The organism is Roseinatronobacter alkalisoli (assembly GCF_028745735.1).
GTDB classification, from domain to species: domain Bacteria; phylum Pseudomonadota; class Alphaproteobacteria; order Rhodobacterales; family Rhodobacteraceae; genus Roseinatronobacter; species Roseinatronobacter alkalisoli.
Window position 1 is genome coordinate 92,082 of the sequence record NZ_JAQZSM010000004.1, and the last position, 16,410, is coordinate 108,491.

The 16,410-nt window shown below is 60.4% G+C and carries 16 protein-coding genes and 1 tRNA gene; 5 read left to right on the forward strand and 12 right to left on the reverse strand.

Annotated elements, in window-relative coordinates:
- The first annotated feature begins 105 nt into the window (after nt 1-105).
- On the forward strand, nt 106-1,449 hold the full coding sequence (locus PUT78_RS06205; protein ID WP_476453964.1) for an MORN repeat-containing protein: 1,344 nt from the start codon (nt 106-108) through the stop codon (nt 1,447-1,449).
- A 278-nt stretch (nt 1,450-1,727) separates the two neighbouring features.
- Here PUT78_RS06205 and PUT78_RS06210 read toward each other — a convergent pair.
- Nucleotides 1,728-1,814: transfer RNA gene (locus tag PUT78_RS06210), tRNA-Leu, on the reverse strand.
- Nucleotides 1,815-1,984: 170 nt separating this feature from the next.
- Between PUT78_RS06210 and PUT78_RS06215 the strand changes: the two genes are divergently transcribed.
- Entirely contained in the window at nt 1,985-2,977 is a 993-nt protein-coding gene (locus PUT78_RS06215; protein ID WP_274351375.1) for a complex I NDUFA9 subunit family protein, read from the forward strand.
- A gap of 63 nt (nt 2,978-3,040) precedes the next feature.
- Here the strand turns inward: PUT78_RS06215 and PUT78_RS06220 are convergent, their stop codons facing one another.
- From PUT78_RS06220 to PUT78_RS06250, 7 genes are all read right to left on the reverse strand, one after another.
- Nucleotides 3,041-3,598, reverse strand: coding sequence for a fasciclin domain-containing protein (locus tag PUT78_RS06220; protein WP_274351376.1), 558 nt, complete (start codon nt 3,596-3,598; stop codon nt 3,041-3,043).
- Nucleotides 3,599-3,710: 112 nt separating this feature from the next.
- Complete coding sequence (locus tag PUT78_RS06225; protein WP_274351377.1) at nt 3,711-4,376, reverse strand: anti-sigma factor; 666 nt, start codon at nt 4,374-4,376, stop codon at nt 3,711-3,713.
- The gene (locus tag PUT78_RS06230) at nt 4,373-4,942 is read right to left on the reverse strand and encodes a sigma-70 family RNA polymerase sigma factor (protein ID WP_274351378.1); all 570 of its coding nucleotides are present in this window, start codon (nt 4,940-4,942) and stop codon (nt 4,373-4,375) included. Before PUT78_RS06230 ends, PUT78_RS06225 begins: the two co-directional genes overlap by 4 nt.
- A 72-nt stretch (nt 4,943-5,014) precedes the next feature.
- Complete coding sequence (locus tag PUT78_RS06235; protein WP_274351379.1) at nt 5,015-5,455, reverse strand: MarR family winged helix-turn-helix transcriptional regulator; 441 nt, start codon at nt 5,453-5,455, stop codon at nt 5,015-5,017.
- Nucleotides 5,452-6,291 (reverse strand): carbon-nitrogen hydrolase family protein, encoded by an 840-nt coding sequence (locus PUT78_RS06240; RefSeq protein WP_274351559.1) that lies wholly within the window; start codon nt 6,289-6,291, stop codon nt 5,452-5,454. Before PUT78_RS06240 ends, PUT78_RS06235 begins: the two co-directional genes overlap by 4 nt.
- A 10-nt stretch (nt 6,292-6,301) precedes the next feature.
- Nucleotides 6,302-6,559 (reverse strand): glutaredoxin 3, encoded by a 258-nt coding sequence (gene grxC / locus PUT78_RS06245; protein ID WP_274351380.1) that lies wholly within the window; start codon nt 6,557-6,559, stop codon nt 6,302-6,304.
- A 43-nt stretch (nt 6,560-6,602) separates the two neighbouring features.
- A complete protein-coding gene (locus PUT78_RS06250; protein WP_274351560.1) occupies nt 6,603-7,313 on the reverse strand; it encodes a ComF family protein in 711 nt (236 codons plus the stop codon).
- 109 nt (nt 7,314-7,422) lie between these two features.
- Here PUT78_RS06250 and PUT78_RS06255 point away from each other — a divergent pair, with 109 nt between their 5' ends.
- Together PUT78_RS06255 and hemH are read left to right on the forward strand one after the other, a co-directional pair.
- Entirely contained in the window at nt 7,423-8,274 is an 852-nt protein-coding gene (locus PUT78_RS06255; RefSeq protein WP_274351381.1) for a methyltransferase domain-containing protein, read from the forward strand.
- Between the two features lie 57 nt (nt 8,275-8,331).
- Nucleotides 8,332-9,432 (forward strand): ferrochelatase, encoded by a 1,101-nt coding sequence (gene hemH, locus PUT78_RS06260; protein ID WP_420793473.1) that lies wholly within the window; start codon nt 8,332-8,334, stop codon nt 9,430-9,432.
- A gap of 167 nt (nt 9,433-9,599) precedes the next feature.
- Here the strand turns inward: hemH and PUT78_RS06265 are convergent, their stop codons facing one another.
- Nucleotides 9,600-9,794 carry a hypothetical protein gene (locus PUT78_RS06265; RefSeq protein WP_274351382.1) on the reverse strand — a complete coding sequence of 65 codons (195 nt, stop codon included), beginning with the start codon at nt 9,792-9,794 and terminating at the stop codon, nt 9,600-9,602.
- 318 nt (nt 9,795-10,112) lie between these two features.
- Between PUT78_RS06265 and dalA the strand changes: the two genes are divergently transcribed.
- Nucleotides 10,113-10,658: a divisome-associated lipoprotein DalA gene (dalA, locus tag PUT78_RS06270; RefSeq protein WP_274351383.1), complete on the forward strand. Its 546-nt coding sequence runs from the start codon at nt 10,113-10,115 to the stop codon at nt 10,656-10,658.
- 89 nt (nt 10,659-10,747) lie between these two features.
- On the opposite strand, the gene trpA is transcribed toward dalA, so the two are convergent.
- The 3 genes from trpA to PUT78_RS06285 form a co-directional block, all read right to left on the reverse strand.
- A complete protein-coding gene (trpA, locus tag PUT78_RS06275) occupies nt 10,748-11,539 on the reverse strand; it encodes a tryptophan synthase subunit alpha (RefSeq protein WP_274351384.1) in 792 nt (263 codons plus the stop codon).
- A gap of 104 nt (nt 11,540-11,643) precedes the next feature.
- Nucleotides 11,644-15,090 (reverse strand): pyruvate carboxylase, encoded by a 3,447-nt coding sequence (locus tag PUT78_RS06280; RefSeq protein ID WP_274351385.1) that lies wholly within the window; start codon nt 15,088-15,090, stop codon nt 11,644-11,646.
- A gap of 87 nt (nt 15,091-15,177) precedes the next feature.
- Nucleotides 15,178-16,329, reverse strand: coding sequence for an alpha-hydroxy acid oxidase (locus PUT78_RS06285; RefSeq protein WP_274351386.1), 1,152 nt, complete (start codon nt 16,327-16,329; stop codon nt 15,178-15,180).
- Nucleotides 16,330-16,410 lie beyond the last annotated feature (81 nt).

Here is a 16,410-nt window from a genome sequence, read left to right on the forward strand (position 1 = left end):
GGCTCTGGCACAATGAACAGACAGGGAGAATGCGTTATGGCCTTCAGAATGGTTACTGTGCCCGCTTTTGCAGTTGCCTGTGGATTGGCCCTTGCACTTCCCGCCATGGCCCAGGTGGATGGGGTCATGACCCGCCAGTATGAAGATGGCGGCATATATGAAGGCGAATTCCGCGACGGGCTGCAGCATGGGCAGGGCACTTACCGCCTGCCCAACGGGTTTGAATACAGCGGCGACTGGGTTGACGGCGAAATCAGTGGTCAGGGCGTCGCGCGCTACCCCTCTGGTGCGGTCTATGAAGGGGAATTCAGCGCGGGCCGCCCGCATGGCACTGGCAAAATGACATTCGCGGACGGGTCCACCTATGAAGGGAACTGGCTGGACGGTGCCATCGAAGGGCAGGGAACCCGCGTATTCGCCAATGCCTCGGTCTATGAAGGCGAATTCGTGGCGGGCCAGCCGCATGGCACAGGCGTTCTGAACCGGCCTGATGGTTACCGCTATGACGGGGACTGGGCAGACGGGCAACGGCAGGGTCAGGGGCGCATCACCTATCCCGACGGGGCCACCTATGAGGGGGGCATGCTGTCGGATCAGCGCCATGGCACCGGAACGCTGACACGCCCTGACGGGCTGGTTTACACCGGGGGCTGGTCCGAAGGGCAGCTTGCGGGCGACGGGGTGCTGACCCAGCCCGGCGGCGATGTGCATACCGGCGAATTCCGCGACGGTTTGCGCCATGGCGCAGCGCGTGTTGAACAGGCGGACGGGCTGGTGTTTGAAGGGCAGTTCGTCAATGACCAGCGCGAAGGCGAAGGGCGGCTGACAGGGCCTGACGGTTATTTATACGAAGGCACCTGGGTCGCGGGCCGGATCGAAGGGACTGGCCGGCTGGCGCAGCCCGACGGGTCTGTCTATGAAGGGCAGTTCCGCAACGGACTGCCGGACGGGCAGGGGGAAATCACCTATGGCGACGGCTCCAGCTATGACGGCGAATGGTCCGAAGGATTGTTCCATGGTCAGGGGCGTGCGGTGTTTGCTGACGGGTCCGAATATGAAGGCCAGTTCCAGCGCGGCCTGTCCGAGGGGGAGGGGGTGATGACCTTCGCCGACGGGCGTGTCTATCGCGGGCGTTTTGCGGGCGGCGAATTGCACGGTCAGGGTGAAATGACCTATCCTGACGGTTCTGTCTATGTCGGCAGTTTTTCGGAAGGCGCGCGCGACGGGCAGGGCCGAATCGAACTGGCTGACGGTTTCAGCTATGAAGGGGACTGGTCCGCAGGCCGGATCGAGGGGCAGGGCATTGCCACCTATGACACCGGCGATGTCTATGAAGGAGAATTCCGCGATGGCCAGCGTCACGGTCAGGGAACCTTGCGCTATGCCACAGGTGAAATTTTGTCCGGCGACTGGGAGGACGGTCGTATGACTGTGCGCGACGCGGAGTAATCCCGCCGCGCACGCCGGACAACGCAGGCCGCCTTCGGGCGGCCTGATGCTTTTGGGCATGTGCGGGTTTTCGGATGCCCGCCCGATACTATGACTCAACCTGAATATGCGCGACAGTGATGCGCCATAAATCGTTTTATATCAGACAGATGTAGCGCTACCTGCATGTCATGCGCAAGCGGGCGGCCAATGCGCCAGTGCAGAATCCAGACTTGATGCAGCGCATTAAAAAAGCCGTGCAAGTCATTGACTTAACACGGCTTTTTTGCAGTTCCGCATGGTGCCCAGGAGAGGACTCGAACCTCCACGCCCTTACGGGCACTAGCACCTGAAGCTAGCGCGTCTACCAGTTCCGCCACCTGGGCAGGTTGCGTGAGGGGGTGTTTATGGCGCGGCGCTTTCGCTGTCAACGGGGGAAATGCAGGAAATGTGCCGCACATGAAAAAAACCGTTCGGGCTTGTCGTGCGCACGGTGCAGGGCTATTGATGCGGGCATGAAACCCACGGGTATTGAACCGCAGGCGGAGGGCGCAGTATGACGCAGCTTGTTACCATTTTTGGCGGGTCCGGCTTTGTCGGGCGATATATTGCGCGGCGCATGGCGAAGGCGGGCTGGCGCGTGCGCGTGGCAGTGCGCAGGCCAAATCAGGCGTTGCATGTCAGACCTTACGGTGCCGTGGGGCAGGTGGAACCGGTCTTCTGCAATATACGCGATGACGCATCAGTGCGCGCGGTCATGCAGGGCGCGGATGCTGTGGTGAATTGCGTGGGCATTCTGGGCGAATACGGGCGCAACCGTTTTGACGCGGTTCAGGCCGAAGGTGCGGGACGGGTGGCGCGTATCGCGGCGGAACTGCAGGTTGCGCGGCTGGTGCATATTTCTGCTATCGGGGCGGATGCGCAGTCAGACAGCCAGTATCAACGCAGCAAGGCCGAAGGCGAAGCGCAGGTTATCCAGCATTTCCCCGATGCCGTCATCCTGCGCCCATCGATCATTTTCGGCGTAGAGGACCAGTTCTTCAACCGTTTCGCGGCCATGACCCGGTTTTCGCCCTTCCTGCCTGTTGTCGGGGCGGATACCCGCTTTCAGCCGGTTTTCGTCGATGATGTCGCCAAGGCCGCCGAAACCGCATTGACCAGCGATATTGCGCCCGGCGTGTATGAACTGGGCGGCCCGGACAGCGCAACATTCCGCGACTTGATGCAGGCCATGCTGGCAGAAATCCGGCGGAACCGGATTATCGTGAATGTGCCGTTTTTTGTGGGCAGAATGATGGGGGCGGTGTTGGATTTTGCGCAGATCGCGTCGCTGGGGCTGTTCAGAAACACAGTTCTGACGCGCGATCAGGTGCGCAGTCTGCAGCGCGACAATCTGGTTGATGATGCGGCACAGGGCTTGGATGCACTTGGTATAACACCCACGCCGATGGACGCGATTTTGCCGTCCTATCTGTGGGTTCACCGCCCCGGCGGGCAATACAAGGCGATCCATGAATCGGCGTCGCGCCTGCGCAAATCAGGGCATTGAAAACTATTGAATAACAAGGAAGGGCGGCCCATGAAGGCAAGCCGCCCTTCCCCTTCAGGGTGGTCAGCGCGGCAGCAGGACCGTGTCGACGACATGGATCACGCCGTTCGACTGGTTGACGTCGGAAATCGTTATCCGCCCTGCATTACCGGACTGGTCATAAACCCATAGGGTTCGCCCCCGAAGCTGTGCGCTGAGGGGTGCCCCTGACAGCGTTTCCATATGAACAAACCCATCGCTGCTGGCGCGTGCGCGCCGCATCAGTTCGGCCCCCCCAAGGTTTCCCGCCACAACATGCGATGTCAGCACGCGCTGCAATGTTTCCTTGTTTTCGGGCTGCAGCAGGGTGTCCACGGTCCCTGCCGGAAGCGCATCAAATGCAGCGTTCACAGGGGCAAATACCGTAAAGGGACCGGGGCCTTGCAGCGCATCGGCCAGGTCTGCGGCCTGCACCGCGGCGACCAGTGTCGTGTGATCCGCAGAATTCACTGCATTTTCAACGATGTTGCGCGTTGTCAGCATCGGCGCGCCGCCGACCATGGGATTGTCTGACGCCATGGCAGGTGACATCGCGACAGGGGCGGTAAGGGCCATCAGGGCCAGTATTGCAAACTTCTTCATGATTCACTCCCGGTTGATACGCGGGACAGCGCCTTGTTGCGCGTGTCCCATGTACAGTGAACGGGTGGTCGGGAATGAAAGTTTCAGCGCCGGGTAATGAAATTCGGACGGGTCAGCTTTCGGTCAGTTCCGCAACGGCCAGCACATCACCTGTAGGCAAACCTGTGGGCGAACCGCCTGCAGGTTCCAGACTGAGGGCAAGAACCTGCCCCTGCGCCAGTTCGGCAGGAATGGTCAGTTCCCCATCGCGCAATACTCCGAGCGAGCGCGGAATTTCCGTTTCATCGATGACCCATAATTCATAATCCAGATCTGCACCTGCACCCTGCCCACGCAGGGACACGCGCAATTCTGCGCTGGCCATGTCAAAGCGCGCCTGCAACACCAGTTCGCGGTCCTCTGCGACCAGTTCTGCCTGCAGCGTGGGGCCGGATGGCGGGGCGGCAATGTCCCAGACCAGAAGCGCCACACCGAATGCTGCCGCAACTGCGGTGCCCGACAGCAGGCCCCACAGCCATGATCTGCGTTTGCGCCCGGGTGCGGCCGGGAAAAGCTGCGCTTCGATCTGCGGCATCAGGTCGGGGGCCGGGGCATCGTCATACAGGTCATTCAGGGGGGCCAGGCGGGTTTCCCATGCCTGGACGCGCGCCGCAAACGCGCCGTCAATGGCGGCGCGGTCCTTGGCGGCCTGCCAGTCATCGCCTTCCAGCAGGCCAAGGACATATTCAGCGGCCAGCACGTCATCAGGGGGCGGGGTGTCGTCGGTCTGTTGGCTCATTTGTCCAGACACTCCTTCAGGCTGATCAGGGCCCGCCGCAACCATGTGCGCATGGTGTTCAGCGGCACATCGAACCTGCTTGCAAGCTCCTGATAACTTAGCCCCTGCAGATACGCCCCTTGCACTGCACTGGCGCGGTCTGCGGGCAGTTCCTTGATGCAGGTAACCACGCGCATCATTTCTGCACGGGCGAGTGTCCGGGTGGCGGCGTCGGGGGACGGGTCCGGCAGGCGGGCGATGGGATCGTCATGTTCATCGCCACCATGGCCCGCAGGCTGCATCCGCAACCGTGCGGGGCGCGCGGACCGCAGGCGGTCAAGCGCATGATTTCGTGCAATGGCACCTATCCAGCCCATTCCGGTTCCTTTTTCAGGATCAAAGGCCGACGCGCGGTTCCATATCTTTATCATGACATCCTGCAGCGCATCTTCAGCATCTGGCCTGTTGCCCAACATACGCATGAAAATGCCCATCAGTTTCGGCGCGGTCTGTTGATACAGGGTCCGCAGCGCGTTTTTGTCCTGCTGCGCGATGCGGTTCAGCAGATGCGCGATGTCGTCAGCCACGATACAAAGACCCTTTTTCCTGCGCATCAGCATAGCGCGCCGGGCGGTGAAGCATTGCTGCCTGCTGCACAATCATGATTCAAGCCGCAATCGCAATTCGCGCAGGACCGGGACGGTCTGGCGGACGCGGTCTTCGCCCAATGTTCTGGCGATATCGTCAATCAGCGGGGTGATCGCGGCAAGGGCTGCATCGCGCGCCGCCCGCCCTGCGGGGCTGATGGCAACCATCTTGCGCCGCGCGTCGTCCCAGTCTGGCCGGATATGCACATAGCCCGCCCATTCAAGTTTGCTCAATGTGTTGGTCATGGCACCGCGTGTGACATGAAACGCGCGCGCCAGTTCTGCTGGGCTGCGTTCTGCCTGTTGCCGGGCCAGCAGGTTCAGTACCCCGAAATGGGACAATTCCATTCCCTTTGGCAATACTTTGGACAGGCGGTTGCGCGCCAGCTGGTCGGCCATCAGCAATTCGCTGATCAGGGCATTGGCCAGATCGGGACGCGGTGTGGTGCTCATGGCTGGGTGTGCTTTTCAAAGGGGCGGTCATGAAACAGTGATGGGATGCGGTTGCGTGCGGCCAGGATCCGGTCAAGGTCGATGGTGACAAATCCGACGCCCGGTCCGGTGCCCATATCCAGCAGCACCTCCCCCCAGGGGGCGATGGCCATGGAATGCCCGTAAGTCCGGCGCGGCTGGCCATGATCGGCCGGATGCTGTCCTGTCTGCGCCGGGGCCAGCACGAAACAGCCGGTCTCAATAGCCCGCGCCCGCAGCAATATTTCCCAATGCGCCGCACCCGTCACCGGACTGAAGGCCGCAGGCACCGTCAGAATTTCCGCGCCGGCCTGTGCCAGCGCCCGGTAAAGATAGGCAAACCGCAGATCATAGCAAACACTCAGCCCGATACAGGCAAGGTCCGTATTTGCCGTAACCAATGCTGAACCGGGGCGAAAGCCTGCTGACTCGCGGTAGGATTCGGTTTCCGATACCTGCACATCGAACATATGTATCTTGTCATAACGCGCGATGATTGCCCCGTCGGGACCAATCATGAAAGACCGGTTCGCGAAGCGCCCGTCCTTGTCCTGCGTTTTCAGCGCCAGAGATCCGACATGCACCCAGATCCCCAGGTTGCGCGCCGCATCGCGCAGGGCGGCAAGGGTCTGGTCGCTGTCCTCATGCTGTAACACGCGGTCCTGTTGCGCGCGCGAAGATGACACGCAATTTGTCACTTCCGGTGTCAGGGCGAGACGCGCGCCCCCTGCGGCGGCTTCGCGCAGATATTGCAGCGTCACTGGCAGATTCGCAGCAGGGTCGTCGCTGGAATTCAGTTGCAGAAGTGCCGCGCGCAGTCCCATGCTGTTAGTCCTTCAACAGGGAATCAAGTTTGCCCGCACGATCCAGCGCATATAACTCATCGCAACCGCCGACATGGGTTGTCCCGATGAAGATTTGCGGCACAGTATGGCGCCCGCCTGCACGTTTCAGCATTTCTGCGCGGCGGTCGGGTGTGCGGCTCAGGTCGATTTCTGTAAAGCTGGCACCTTTGGCACCCAGCAAGCGTTTTGCAGAATGGCAAAATCCGCAAAGCGGCGTGGTATAGATTTCAATCGGTTGCATTGCTGGCGTCCTGCGTTTCCGGGTTGCGCCGCACTATAGCCGATCATTCCGCATGTGCAACGCGCGCCAATGCGATGACACGAACAGACGTAGCACCGCATGCAAGCAGTGTATCGGTTGCAGCGGCAAATGTCGCCCCTGCTGTCATCACATCATCGACCAGCAGGATATGACGCCCGGAAATGCGCCGGGCCTGCCGTGGGTTTGGGCGGAATGCCCCTTCGACATTGGCGAACCGCCCCATGCGCCCGCGCCCGTCCTGCGTGCCGGTATAGCGCGCGCGGTTCAGCAGGTCCGGGCAATGCTCAAGCCGCAGGTTTCCCGCCAGCGCAGATGACAGAACCGCGGCCTGATTGTAGCGCCGCTTCAGCAGGCGCAACCAGTGCAGGGGAACAGGGGCCACCAGCATGTCGGGTTGCAACAGCGGTTGCGCGGCCCGCGACATCCATTTTGCCGCAACCGGCGCATGGTCCAGCCGGTCATGATATTTCAGGCCAAGCAGTATCTGCCTTGCCTTGTCACCGTAAACCATGACGGCGCGCCCCTGCTCCCATGGGCGGGCAATTGTCAGGCAGTCATCGCAGATGGCGCTTATCTGGTCGGTCACATCGCCGGGCAGGGGGGTGCCGCACAGGTCGCAGCATGATCCGAAAATGAAACCGGTTTCGCGCCAGCAGACGGGGCATAGCGCGCCCGGTTCCTCGACCAGGGTGTCGCATGTCATGCATTGTGGCGGATAGATCGCGTGCAGGATGCGCCTGCCAAGGGTTCTGCCGGTGGCGCGCACGCGCTGCAAGGTGTTTTGCCTTTCCAAGCGAACTCTCCTACATGAAGGGGCGTAGATATGACCAGAAAGCCCTTGCATGACCCGCACCCCGCCAGAGCTGACCGACCGCGCCGCGCTGCTTCGCAATCGTGCGCGCGTGAATGACACCCGGCAGCCCCCCTTTCTGCACCAGATCGCGCAGGAGGAGTTTCAGTTTCGCCTGAGTATGGTTAACAGATCGTTTAATTCGCCGGCCATCGTGACAGGTTTACCGCAGCTTTGGGCGGATTTCCTGCCAGATGCGCGCGTGGTTGCCGATGATCCCGTGCTGGACCTGCAGGAAGGGGCACATGATCTGGTAGTTCATGTCATGGCGCTGCACTGGTCATCGGACCCGGTGGGCCAGTTGGTGCAGGCGCGGCGTGCCTTGCGGCCCGACGGGTTGTTTCTGGGGGTTCTGCTTGGTGGTCAGACCCTGAAGGAATTGCGCAGCGCCCTTGCGCAGGCAGAATCGGACCTGACAGGCGGGTTGTCGCCGCGGGTGTTGCCTATGGCCGAAATCCGTGACCTTGGCGCATTGTTACAGCGCGCGGGACTGGCCTTGCCTGTGGCAGATTCGCTGACCCAGTCGGTGGCATACGGGACGATACAGCGCTTGTTTGATGACCTGCGCGCGATGGGTGAACGCAACGCGCTGGCCGCGCGCCGCCGCAGCTTCACCCCTCCTGCGCTGTTTCGACGCACGGAGCAAACCTATGCCGCGCATTACAGTGACAATGCTGGGCGGATCATGGCCACGTTTGAACTTATTTTCCTGACAGGATGGGCGCCGGATGCCAGCCAGCCGCGCCCCTTGCGGCCGGGTTCCGCCAAGGTTGCGCTGGCAGATGCGCTTGGTAGTGTGGAAACGCCGCTGCCCGATCAGGTGAAAATCCCCGGCAATGATTGATTCCCAAAGAAAAACAGCTATGTCACGCGGGGACATAGCGGAATGAAAGACCCTGCCATGCTTGATGCAAAGCCACAGTCAACAGCGGGCGGCTGCCCCGTTCATATGGACCATCCCGGGCAGGGGCGTCTGGCCCATGCCGATGCAGACCATCCCCCTGTGGCGCAGGCCAGAATCGGTGTGTTGCTGGCCAATCTGGGAACGCCGGATAATTATGATTACTGGTCTATGCGGCGTTACCTGAATGAATTCCTGTCCGATAAGCGTGTGATCGATTACCCGGCATGGAAATGGCAGCCGCTTCTGCAACTGATCATCCTGACGAAGCGGCCTTTTACGTCGGGGGCGAATTACAAATCCATCTGGAACCACGACAAGGGCGAAAGCCCGTTGATGACCATCACCAAGGACCAGACAGCGGGCATTGCAAAGGCAATCGCCGCGCAGTTTGGCGACACTGTCATGGTGGATTTCTGCATGCGCTATGGCAACCCGTCCACCCGGTCCAAAGTTGAAGAAATGGTCAGGGCGGGCTGCGAGAAGATTTTGTTCTTCCCGCTTTACCCCCAATATGCGGGCGCGACATCGGGCACGGCCTGTGACCAGTTCTTTCGCGCCCTGATGGATCAGAAATGGCAACCGGCGGCGCGCACGGTTGCGCCCTATTTCGACCATCCCGCCTATATTGATGCTTTGGCGCAGTCTGTGCAGCGCAGCTATGATGCGATGGATGAAAAGCCGGAAGTGCTGGTGGCGTCCTATCATGGCATGCCAAAGCGCTATCTGATGGAAGGCGATCCCTATCATTGCCAGTGCCAGAAAACCACGCGCCTGCTGCGCGAGGCGCTGGGCTGGGAGAAGGACAAGATACAGACATCATTCCAGTCGGTTTTCGGCACCGAAGAATGGTTGCGCCCCTACACGGTGGAACATGTTGCTGAACTGGCGCGACAGGGCGTCAGGCGGCTGGCAGTGGTGGCGCCTGCATTTTCGGCGGATTGCATCGAAACGCTGGAAGAAATCAACGAGGAAATCCGCGAGAGTTTTGAGCATGCGGGCGGTGAGCAGTTTACCTATATTCCCTGTCTGAATGATGATGCTGCGCATATTGATGCATTGGTTCAGGTAATTGCCGCCAATCTGTCTGGCTGGACCTGACAATCACGGCGCATTGCCATTGTTTTCCGGGCGGAAATGCAAAACCGGGAGTCCGGTTTTTCCGGCATCTTTCACATTTTGCGGCGGAACCGTGCCGCGCGTGTCTTCAGAAAAGAAAAATGGCGGGCACAAGGCCCGCCATTTCCACGAAACCGGAGTTTCGTATATTATTTTGCGGCAACAGCAGCAGCCACAACCAGAAGCAGCATCAGCGGAACGATGATGCCAGCCGAAGAAGACTTGGTGTCTTCAACGATAACTGCCGGTTCAACAACCGGTTCGGCGTATTTGCCGCCCATGCCACCGGCAAAAGCCGAAGTGGCAGCCATGGACAATGCTGCTGCGAGTGCGATCTTTTTCATAGTAACCTCCAGTATTTACCTGCAACCCATTCATCAGGCGCAGGCACCCAAGACGAAATGTCGTAGCTGTGGTAAAATCACTTTCTAGCGACGAACGCAACGCAGAGATGTCATGTCCTGTGCAGGAATTTGCAAAAATCGTCAAATTCGCAACACTTTCGGGCCGCATTTCACTTCTGCTATCGCGTAGCATATACATGTCCCGACGCTGATAGTTGCATAACTGCCAAAGTCCGGGTGATCACGCCGAGTTGTGTTTGAAAACCCAAGGCGTAAGGGATATGGAGACAGCCTGTCGCGATAAGGATGAATCTGGATATGTTTCGGTCAATTGCTATTTCCCTGCTTGGTGCGTTGTTTCTTGCAGCCTGTGATGTTTCGCCTGTCGCCATGCGTATGGGACCGGACGGCAAGCCGGTTCCGGCTGTCTACAGGATCAGTTCCAATGACGCGCCGCGCGTGCGACAGCGCATGCAGGACGGTCTGAATACAATGCGTGCGCAACATGGTCTGGCGCCGCTTCAGGGCAATGCCGAACTGGCCAGCGCCGCAGCGACCCATGCGCAGGATATGTCGTTCCAAAGCCGCCCCTGGCATTGGGGCTCGGACGGATCCAGCCCGATGCAGCGCGCACAGCGCGCCGGGTATAGGGGGTCTTTCGTCGGTGAGATGGTTTCAGAAACCTTCGAGACGGAGATAGAAACCGTCACTGCATGGATGTCGGAAGCCGAAACCCGCGCCGTGATTCTGGACCGTCGCGCCCGTGATGTCGGTGTGGGCTGGCATCAGGACGGTAATGGCAAGCTGTGGTGGGTGGTTGTTCTGGGGGAACCTGCAGCAGGTATGCAGATCGCGGCGCGGTAATTCAGGGCTTCAAGCTGTGAAAAGACATAAGCCGCGCCCGAAAGGACGCGGCTTTTTGTATTGGAAATCGCCGGGTCGGAAGGCGCTGCTTATCCCTGATGCGCCCCGTCTGCCAGCGCGCGCACATAATCCAGCACATCCGCCACTGGTTTGCCGGATGCAATTTCCTTGACGATCGCGGACCCCACGACGCAGCCATCGGCCACGCTGGCGATGTCCTGTGCAGTCTGCGGGGTTGATATGCCGAAACCGACGATCACGGGCAGGTCTGTCTGCGCCTTGATGCGCGCAACCTCTGGTCCGACCTGCGCGGCCTGTGCCGCCGCCGCACCGGTGATCCCGGTGATGGACACGTAATAAACGAAACCGGATGTGTTCTGCAAAACCTTGGGCAGGCGGCGGTCATCGGTTGTGGGGGTGGCAAGGCGTATGAAATTCAGCCCTGCCGCCTGTGCAGGCAGGCATAATTCGCTGTCTTCTTCCGGGGGCAGGTCAACCACGATCAGCCCGTCAATGCCAGCATCCGTGGCCTTTTCCAGAAAATGCGCGACACCCATGCTGTAGATCGGGTTGTAATAGCCCATCAGCACAATCGGGGTGGTGTCATTTCCGGCCCTGAAACGCCGCACCATGTCCAGCGTCTTGTCCAGGGTCTGCCCGCCATCAAGCGCGCGCTGCCCTGCAAGCTGGATGGTGGGACCGTCCGCCATAGGGTCAGTGAAGGGCACGCCCAGTTCAATGACATCGACCCCGGCACCGGGAAGCCCCTGCATAATGGAAAGCGAGGTTTCAAGGTCGGGGTCACCCGCCATGATATAGGCGACAAAGGCCTTGCGGCGCTCGGATTTCAGGGCGGCGAAGGTGGTATCGATTCTGGTCATCTGATCCTGTCCCGAAGCTTTTGCAACGGTTTGGGGGAAATCGGCGCGGGAATCAACTGCTCCCGCGCCGTCCGTGGCCTTTTGCGCCGCTCTTGTGCAGGCGCTCAGTCCTCAAACTCGATCAGCAGATCCTTCGCTTCGATCTGGGTGCCTGCCTGAACATGCACGGATTTGACCACCGCATCGCGGTCTGCATGCATGCCGGTTTCCATTTTCATGGCCTCGATTGTCAGCAGCAGATCGCCCGCCTTCACCTTCTGGCCCGGATTGACCGCAACAGATGCGACCGCGCCGGGCATGGGGGCGCCCACATGGGCGGGGTTGGCGATATCTGCCTTGGCGCGCTGCGCGGTCTTGGCCTTCACTTCGCGGTTGGCCACGCGAATGGTGCGCGGTTGGCCGTTCAGTTCGAAAAACACCTTCACATCGCCATCATCGCCGGTTTCACCCACAGCAACAACGCGGATTTCAAGCGTCTTGCCCGGTGCAATTTCCGCTGAAATCTCTTCGCCCGGTTCCATACCGTAGAAGAAGGTCTGCGTGGGCAGGGTGCGCACGGGCCCGTAAATGCGGTGGCGGCCCATGTAATCCAGAAACACCTTCGGATACATCAGATAGCCGTTCAGATCCTCGTCATCGACGGTAAACCCTTCCAGTTCCTTGCTGAGGTCCGCGCGGGTGGCTTCCAGATCAACAGGGGGCAGGCGCGCACCCGGCCGTTCAGTCAGAGGGGATTCGTCCTTCAGAACCTTGCGCAGTATCCCTTCCGGCCAGCCACCGGGCGGTTGGCCCAGATTGCCGCGCAGCATGTCGATGACCGATTCGGGGAAACTGACATCGCGTTCGGGGTTTTCGACATCGGCGCGCGTCAGCCCTTGTGACACCATCATCAGCGCCATGTCGCCCACCACCTTGGACGAGGGGGTAACCTTGACGATATCGCCGAACATCATGTTCACATCGGCATAGGTGCGCGCGACTTCCGGCCAGCGGTCTTCCAGCCCCATGGACCGGGCCTGCGCTTTCAGGTTGGTGAACTGCCCGCCGGGCATTTCGTGCAGATACACTTCCGAACTGGGGGCCTGCTGCGCGGATTCGAACGCGGCGTAATGCGTGCGCACTTCCTCCCAGTAATCGGAAATCTTGCGGATCGCGCCCATATCAAGGCCAGTGTCGCGATCGGTGAAACGCAGCGCCTCGACAATGGACCCCAGTGTTGGTTGGCTGGTATTGCCTGAAAACGCATCCATCGCGGCATCTGCGGCATCAACCCCCGCTTCGGCGGCAGCCAGAATCGTGGCCCCGGCAATGCCGCCCGTGTCATGGGTATGGAAATGGATGGGCAGGCCCACGTCTTCCTTCAGTGCCTTGATCAGTACCCGCGCCGACGCAGGTTTCAGCAACCCGGCCATGTCCTTCAGGCCCAGAACATGCGCGCCTGCCGCCTTCAGATCCTGCCCCATGCGGACATAATATTTCAGGTCATATTTCGCGCGGTCGGGGTTCAGAATGTCACCGGTATAGCAAAGTGTCCCTTCGCAAAGCTTGTTTGCCTCCAACACGGCATCCATGGCGACGCGCATGTTTTCAACCCAGTTCAGGCTGTCAAATACGCGGAACACATCAACCCCGGTTTCGGCGGCCTGTTTCACAAAGAACTGCACAACATTGTCGGGATAGTTGGTGTAACCCACCCCGTTAGAGGCCCGCAGCAACATTTGCGTCATCAGGTTGGGCATGCGCGCGCGCAGATCGCGCAGGCGCTGCCATGGGCATTCCTGCAAGAAGCGGTAGGCCACATCGAACGTGGCCCCGCCCCAGCATTCCATGCTGAACAATTGCGGCAGCATATGCGCATAGGCAGGTGCCACGCGGATCATGTCGATGGACCGCATGCGTGTGGCCAGAAGCGACTGGTGCGCATCGCGCATGGTTGTGTCGGTCAGCAATAGCCGCTTTTCAGCGGCCATCCAGTCCGCCACGGCCTGCGGTCCCTGTTCATCCAGAATTTGTTTCGCGCCGCGCGGGGGCTGCTGGACGGACACCTTTGGCGCGGTCGGGGTCTTGATCCCGGCTGGCGGGGTGGCGCGCCCGGCGGTTTCGGGGTGACCGTTCACGGTGATATCGGCAATATAGGTCAGAATCTTCGTCGCGCGGTCCTGCCGTTTGCGGAACTGGAACAGGTCATCCGTCGTGTCGATGAATTTCGTCGTATAGCTGTAATCCAGAAATGTCTGATGTTTCAGCAGGTTGATGACAAAATCGATATTGGTGCTGACGCCGCGAATGCGGAATTCGCGCAGGGCGCGGTCCATCCGCGCAATCGATTCCTCTGGCGTTGCGGCCCATGCTGTCACCTTGACCAGAAGCGAATCATAGTAGCGCGTAATCACGCCCCCCGCATAGGCGGTGCCCCCGTCCAGACGAATGCCCATGCCTGTGGCGCTGCGGTAAGCAGTCAGGCGGCCGTAATCGGGGATGAAATTGTTCAGCGGATCTTCGGTCGTGATGCGGCATTGCAGGGCGTGGCCCGACAAGGTGACATCGCCCTGGCTGGGCGTGCCGGTGGCATCTGACAGGGTTGCCCCTTCGGCCACGCGGATCTGCGCCTTTACGATGTCAATGCCGGTGACTTCTTCGGTGACGGTATGTTCTACCTGCACGCGGGGGTTCACTTCGATGAAGTAGAACTTGCCCTCGTCCATATCCATCAGGAATTCGACAGTGCCCGCGTTCTGATAGCCCACGGCACGCCCGATCTTCAGGCCCAGTTCGCAAATCTCGGCGCGCTGTTCCGGTGTCAGATAGGGCGCAGGGGCACGTTCAACCACTTTCTGGTTGCGGCGCTGCACAGTGCAGTCGCGTTCATACAGGTGATACAGATTGCCATGCGTGTCGCCCAGAAGCTGCACTTCGACATGGCGCGCGCGCTGGATCATCTTTTCCAGATACCCTTCGCCATTGCCGAACGCGGCCTCTGCCTCTCGCCGGCCTTCGCGCACCTTGCTTTCCAGCTCATCAGGTCCGGTGATCGCGCGCATGCCGCGCCCGCCGCCGCCATGGCTGGCCTTGAGCATCAGCGGATAGCCGACTTCATCCGCCATCTTGCGTACCGCGTCCATATCATCGCCCAGAAGTTCGGTCGCGGGAATGACCGGAACGCCCGCTTCGATTGCGACGCGCCGCGCGCTGGCCTTGTCGCCAAGCGCGCGCATGGTTTCTGCCTTCGGGCCAATAAAGGTGATGCCGTTTTCCACGCAGGCATCAATAAGATCCGGGTTTTCCGACAGCAGCCCATAGCCCGGATGAATGGCATCTGCGCCAGACAGTTTGGCCACGCGGATGATTTCGTCAATCGACAGATAGGCCGCAACCGGCCCCATCCCTTCGCCAATGCGGTAGGCTTCATCCGCCTTGAACCGGTGCAGGCCCAGTTTGTCCTCTTCTGCGTAAACGGCAACAGTGCGTTTGCCCAACTCATTGGCGGCACGCATGATGCGGATAGCAATTTCACCACGGTTGGCGATCAGGATCTTCTGAAATTCGGCCATGACGGTCCTTTCTGCGAGTGCAAACCTGTCTTTGGTCCACGGAATAGACCAGTTTTCACAGTTTCGTAAAGGGATTGTAAGGTTTCGTTAGAATTCGGGCACCGGCGCAAGCCGCGCTGCGGCATCCTGCGCGCGGGATATGCCCAGCTGCACCATGCAGCTTTTCATATCTTCGGTCAGAATATTGTACAGATGCGTCGGTCCCTGTGCGCCTAGCGCCCCCAAAGCGTAATGCCAGCCCCGCCCCAGCATGGCAAAATCCGCGCCAAGGGCCAGCACACGCAGGATATCCAGCCCCGTTTCCAGTCCCGAATCGCAGATCAGCGGGAAATCCGGCCCGACAGCGGCGCGAATGGCGGGCAGGCAATGTATTGCCGCAGGCGCCCCGTCGAACTGGCGTCCTGCATGGTTCGAGACCCAGATGGCCTGCATGCCCGCATCGCGCAGGCGCGCAGCGTCGTCCGGCTCCAGCACTCCCTTGATGATCAGCGGCCCCTGCCATTCATCGCGAACTGCGCGCAGATAATCCCAGTCGGGCGCGGCGCGCAGCAGATATCCCGCATGGGCAGTGGACGGGGCGTTTCCGTCCAGTTTCAGATATTCCTCCATCAGGCGCAGGCGGGGGGTGCCATGCCGCAAGGTGCCAAGCGCCCAGACAGGGCGCAGGGCGATCTGGGCCAGAATCGACGGTGTAATCCGTGGCGGAATCGCAAGCTGTGCGCGCAATTGCCGTTCCCGGCGTGACGGGCCGGGCACATCAACCGTCAGCACCAGTGTTTCAAAGCCCGATTTGCGCGCGCGGGTCAGCAGATCACGGCGGATTTCAGGGTCTTTGGGCGGGTAAAGCTGAAACCAGCCCATATCGCCCGCAACCGGGCCTATATCTTCGGGCAGGCGCGTGGCCACAGTGCTGAGCGCATAGGGGATGCGACTGTTTCGCGCCATTGTCGCAAGGGCCGCTTCCGCCCCCGGCCAGATCAGGCCCGACATGCCAACGGGCGCGATACCTATCGGGCAGGAATAATCGCGCCCCAGAAAACGGGTGCGCAGATCGGGCGTGATCGGGCCGCGCAGGATTGCGGGGGTGAACAGAACCTGATCCAGTGCGGTGCGGTTGCGCTGTTTGACGGATTCCGTGCCCGTGGCGCTGTCGACATATTCCCACACGAAATGCGGCACCCGTTTGCGGCAGGCCGATTTCAGGTCTGAAAGGGCGGGATACTGCTGATCTGGATGCATTACATCGCTCATATTCCGAGGCTGCCATGCAGGTGATCATGTGAATGCGGAATTGGCAAGCGTGTCGTTCCGCGCCCGGCC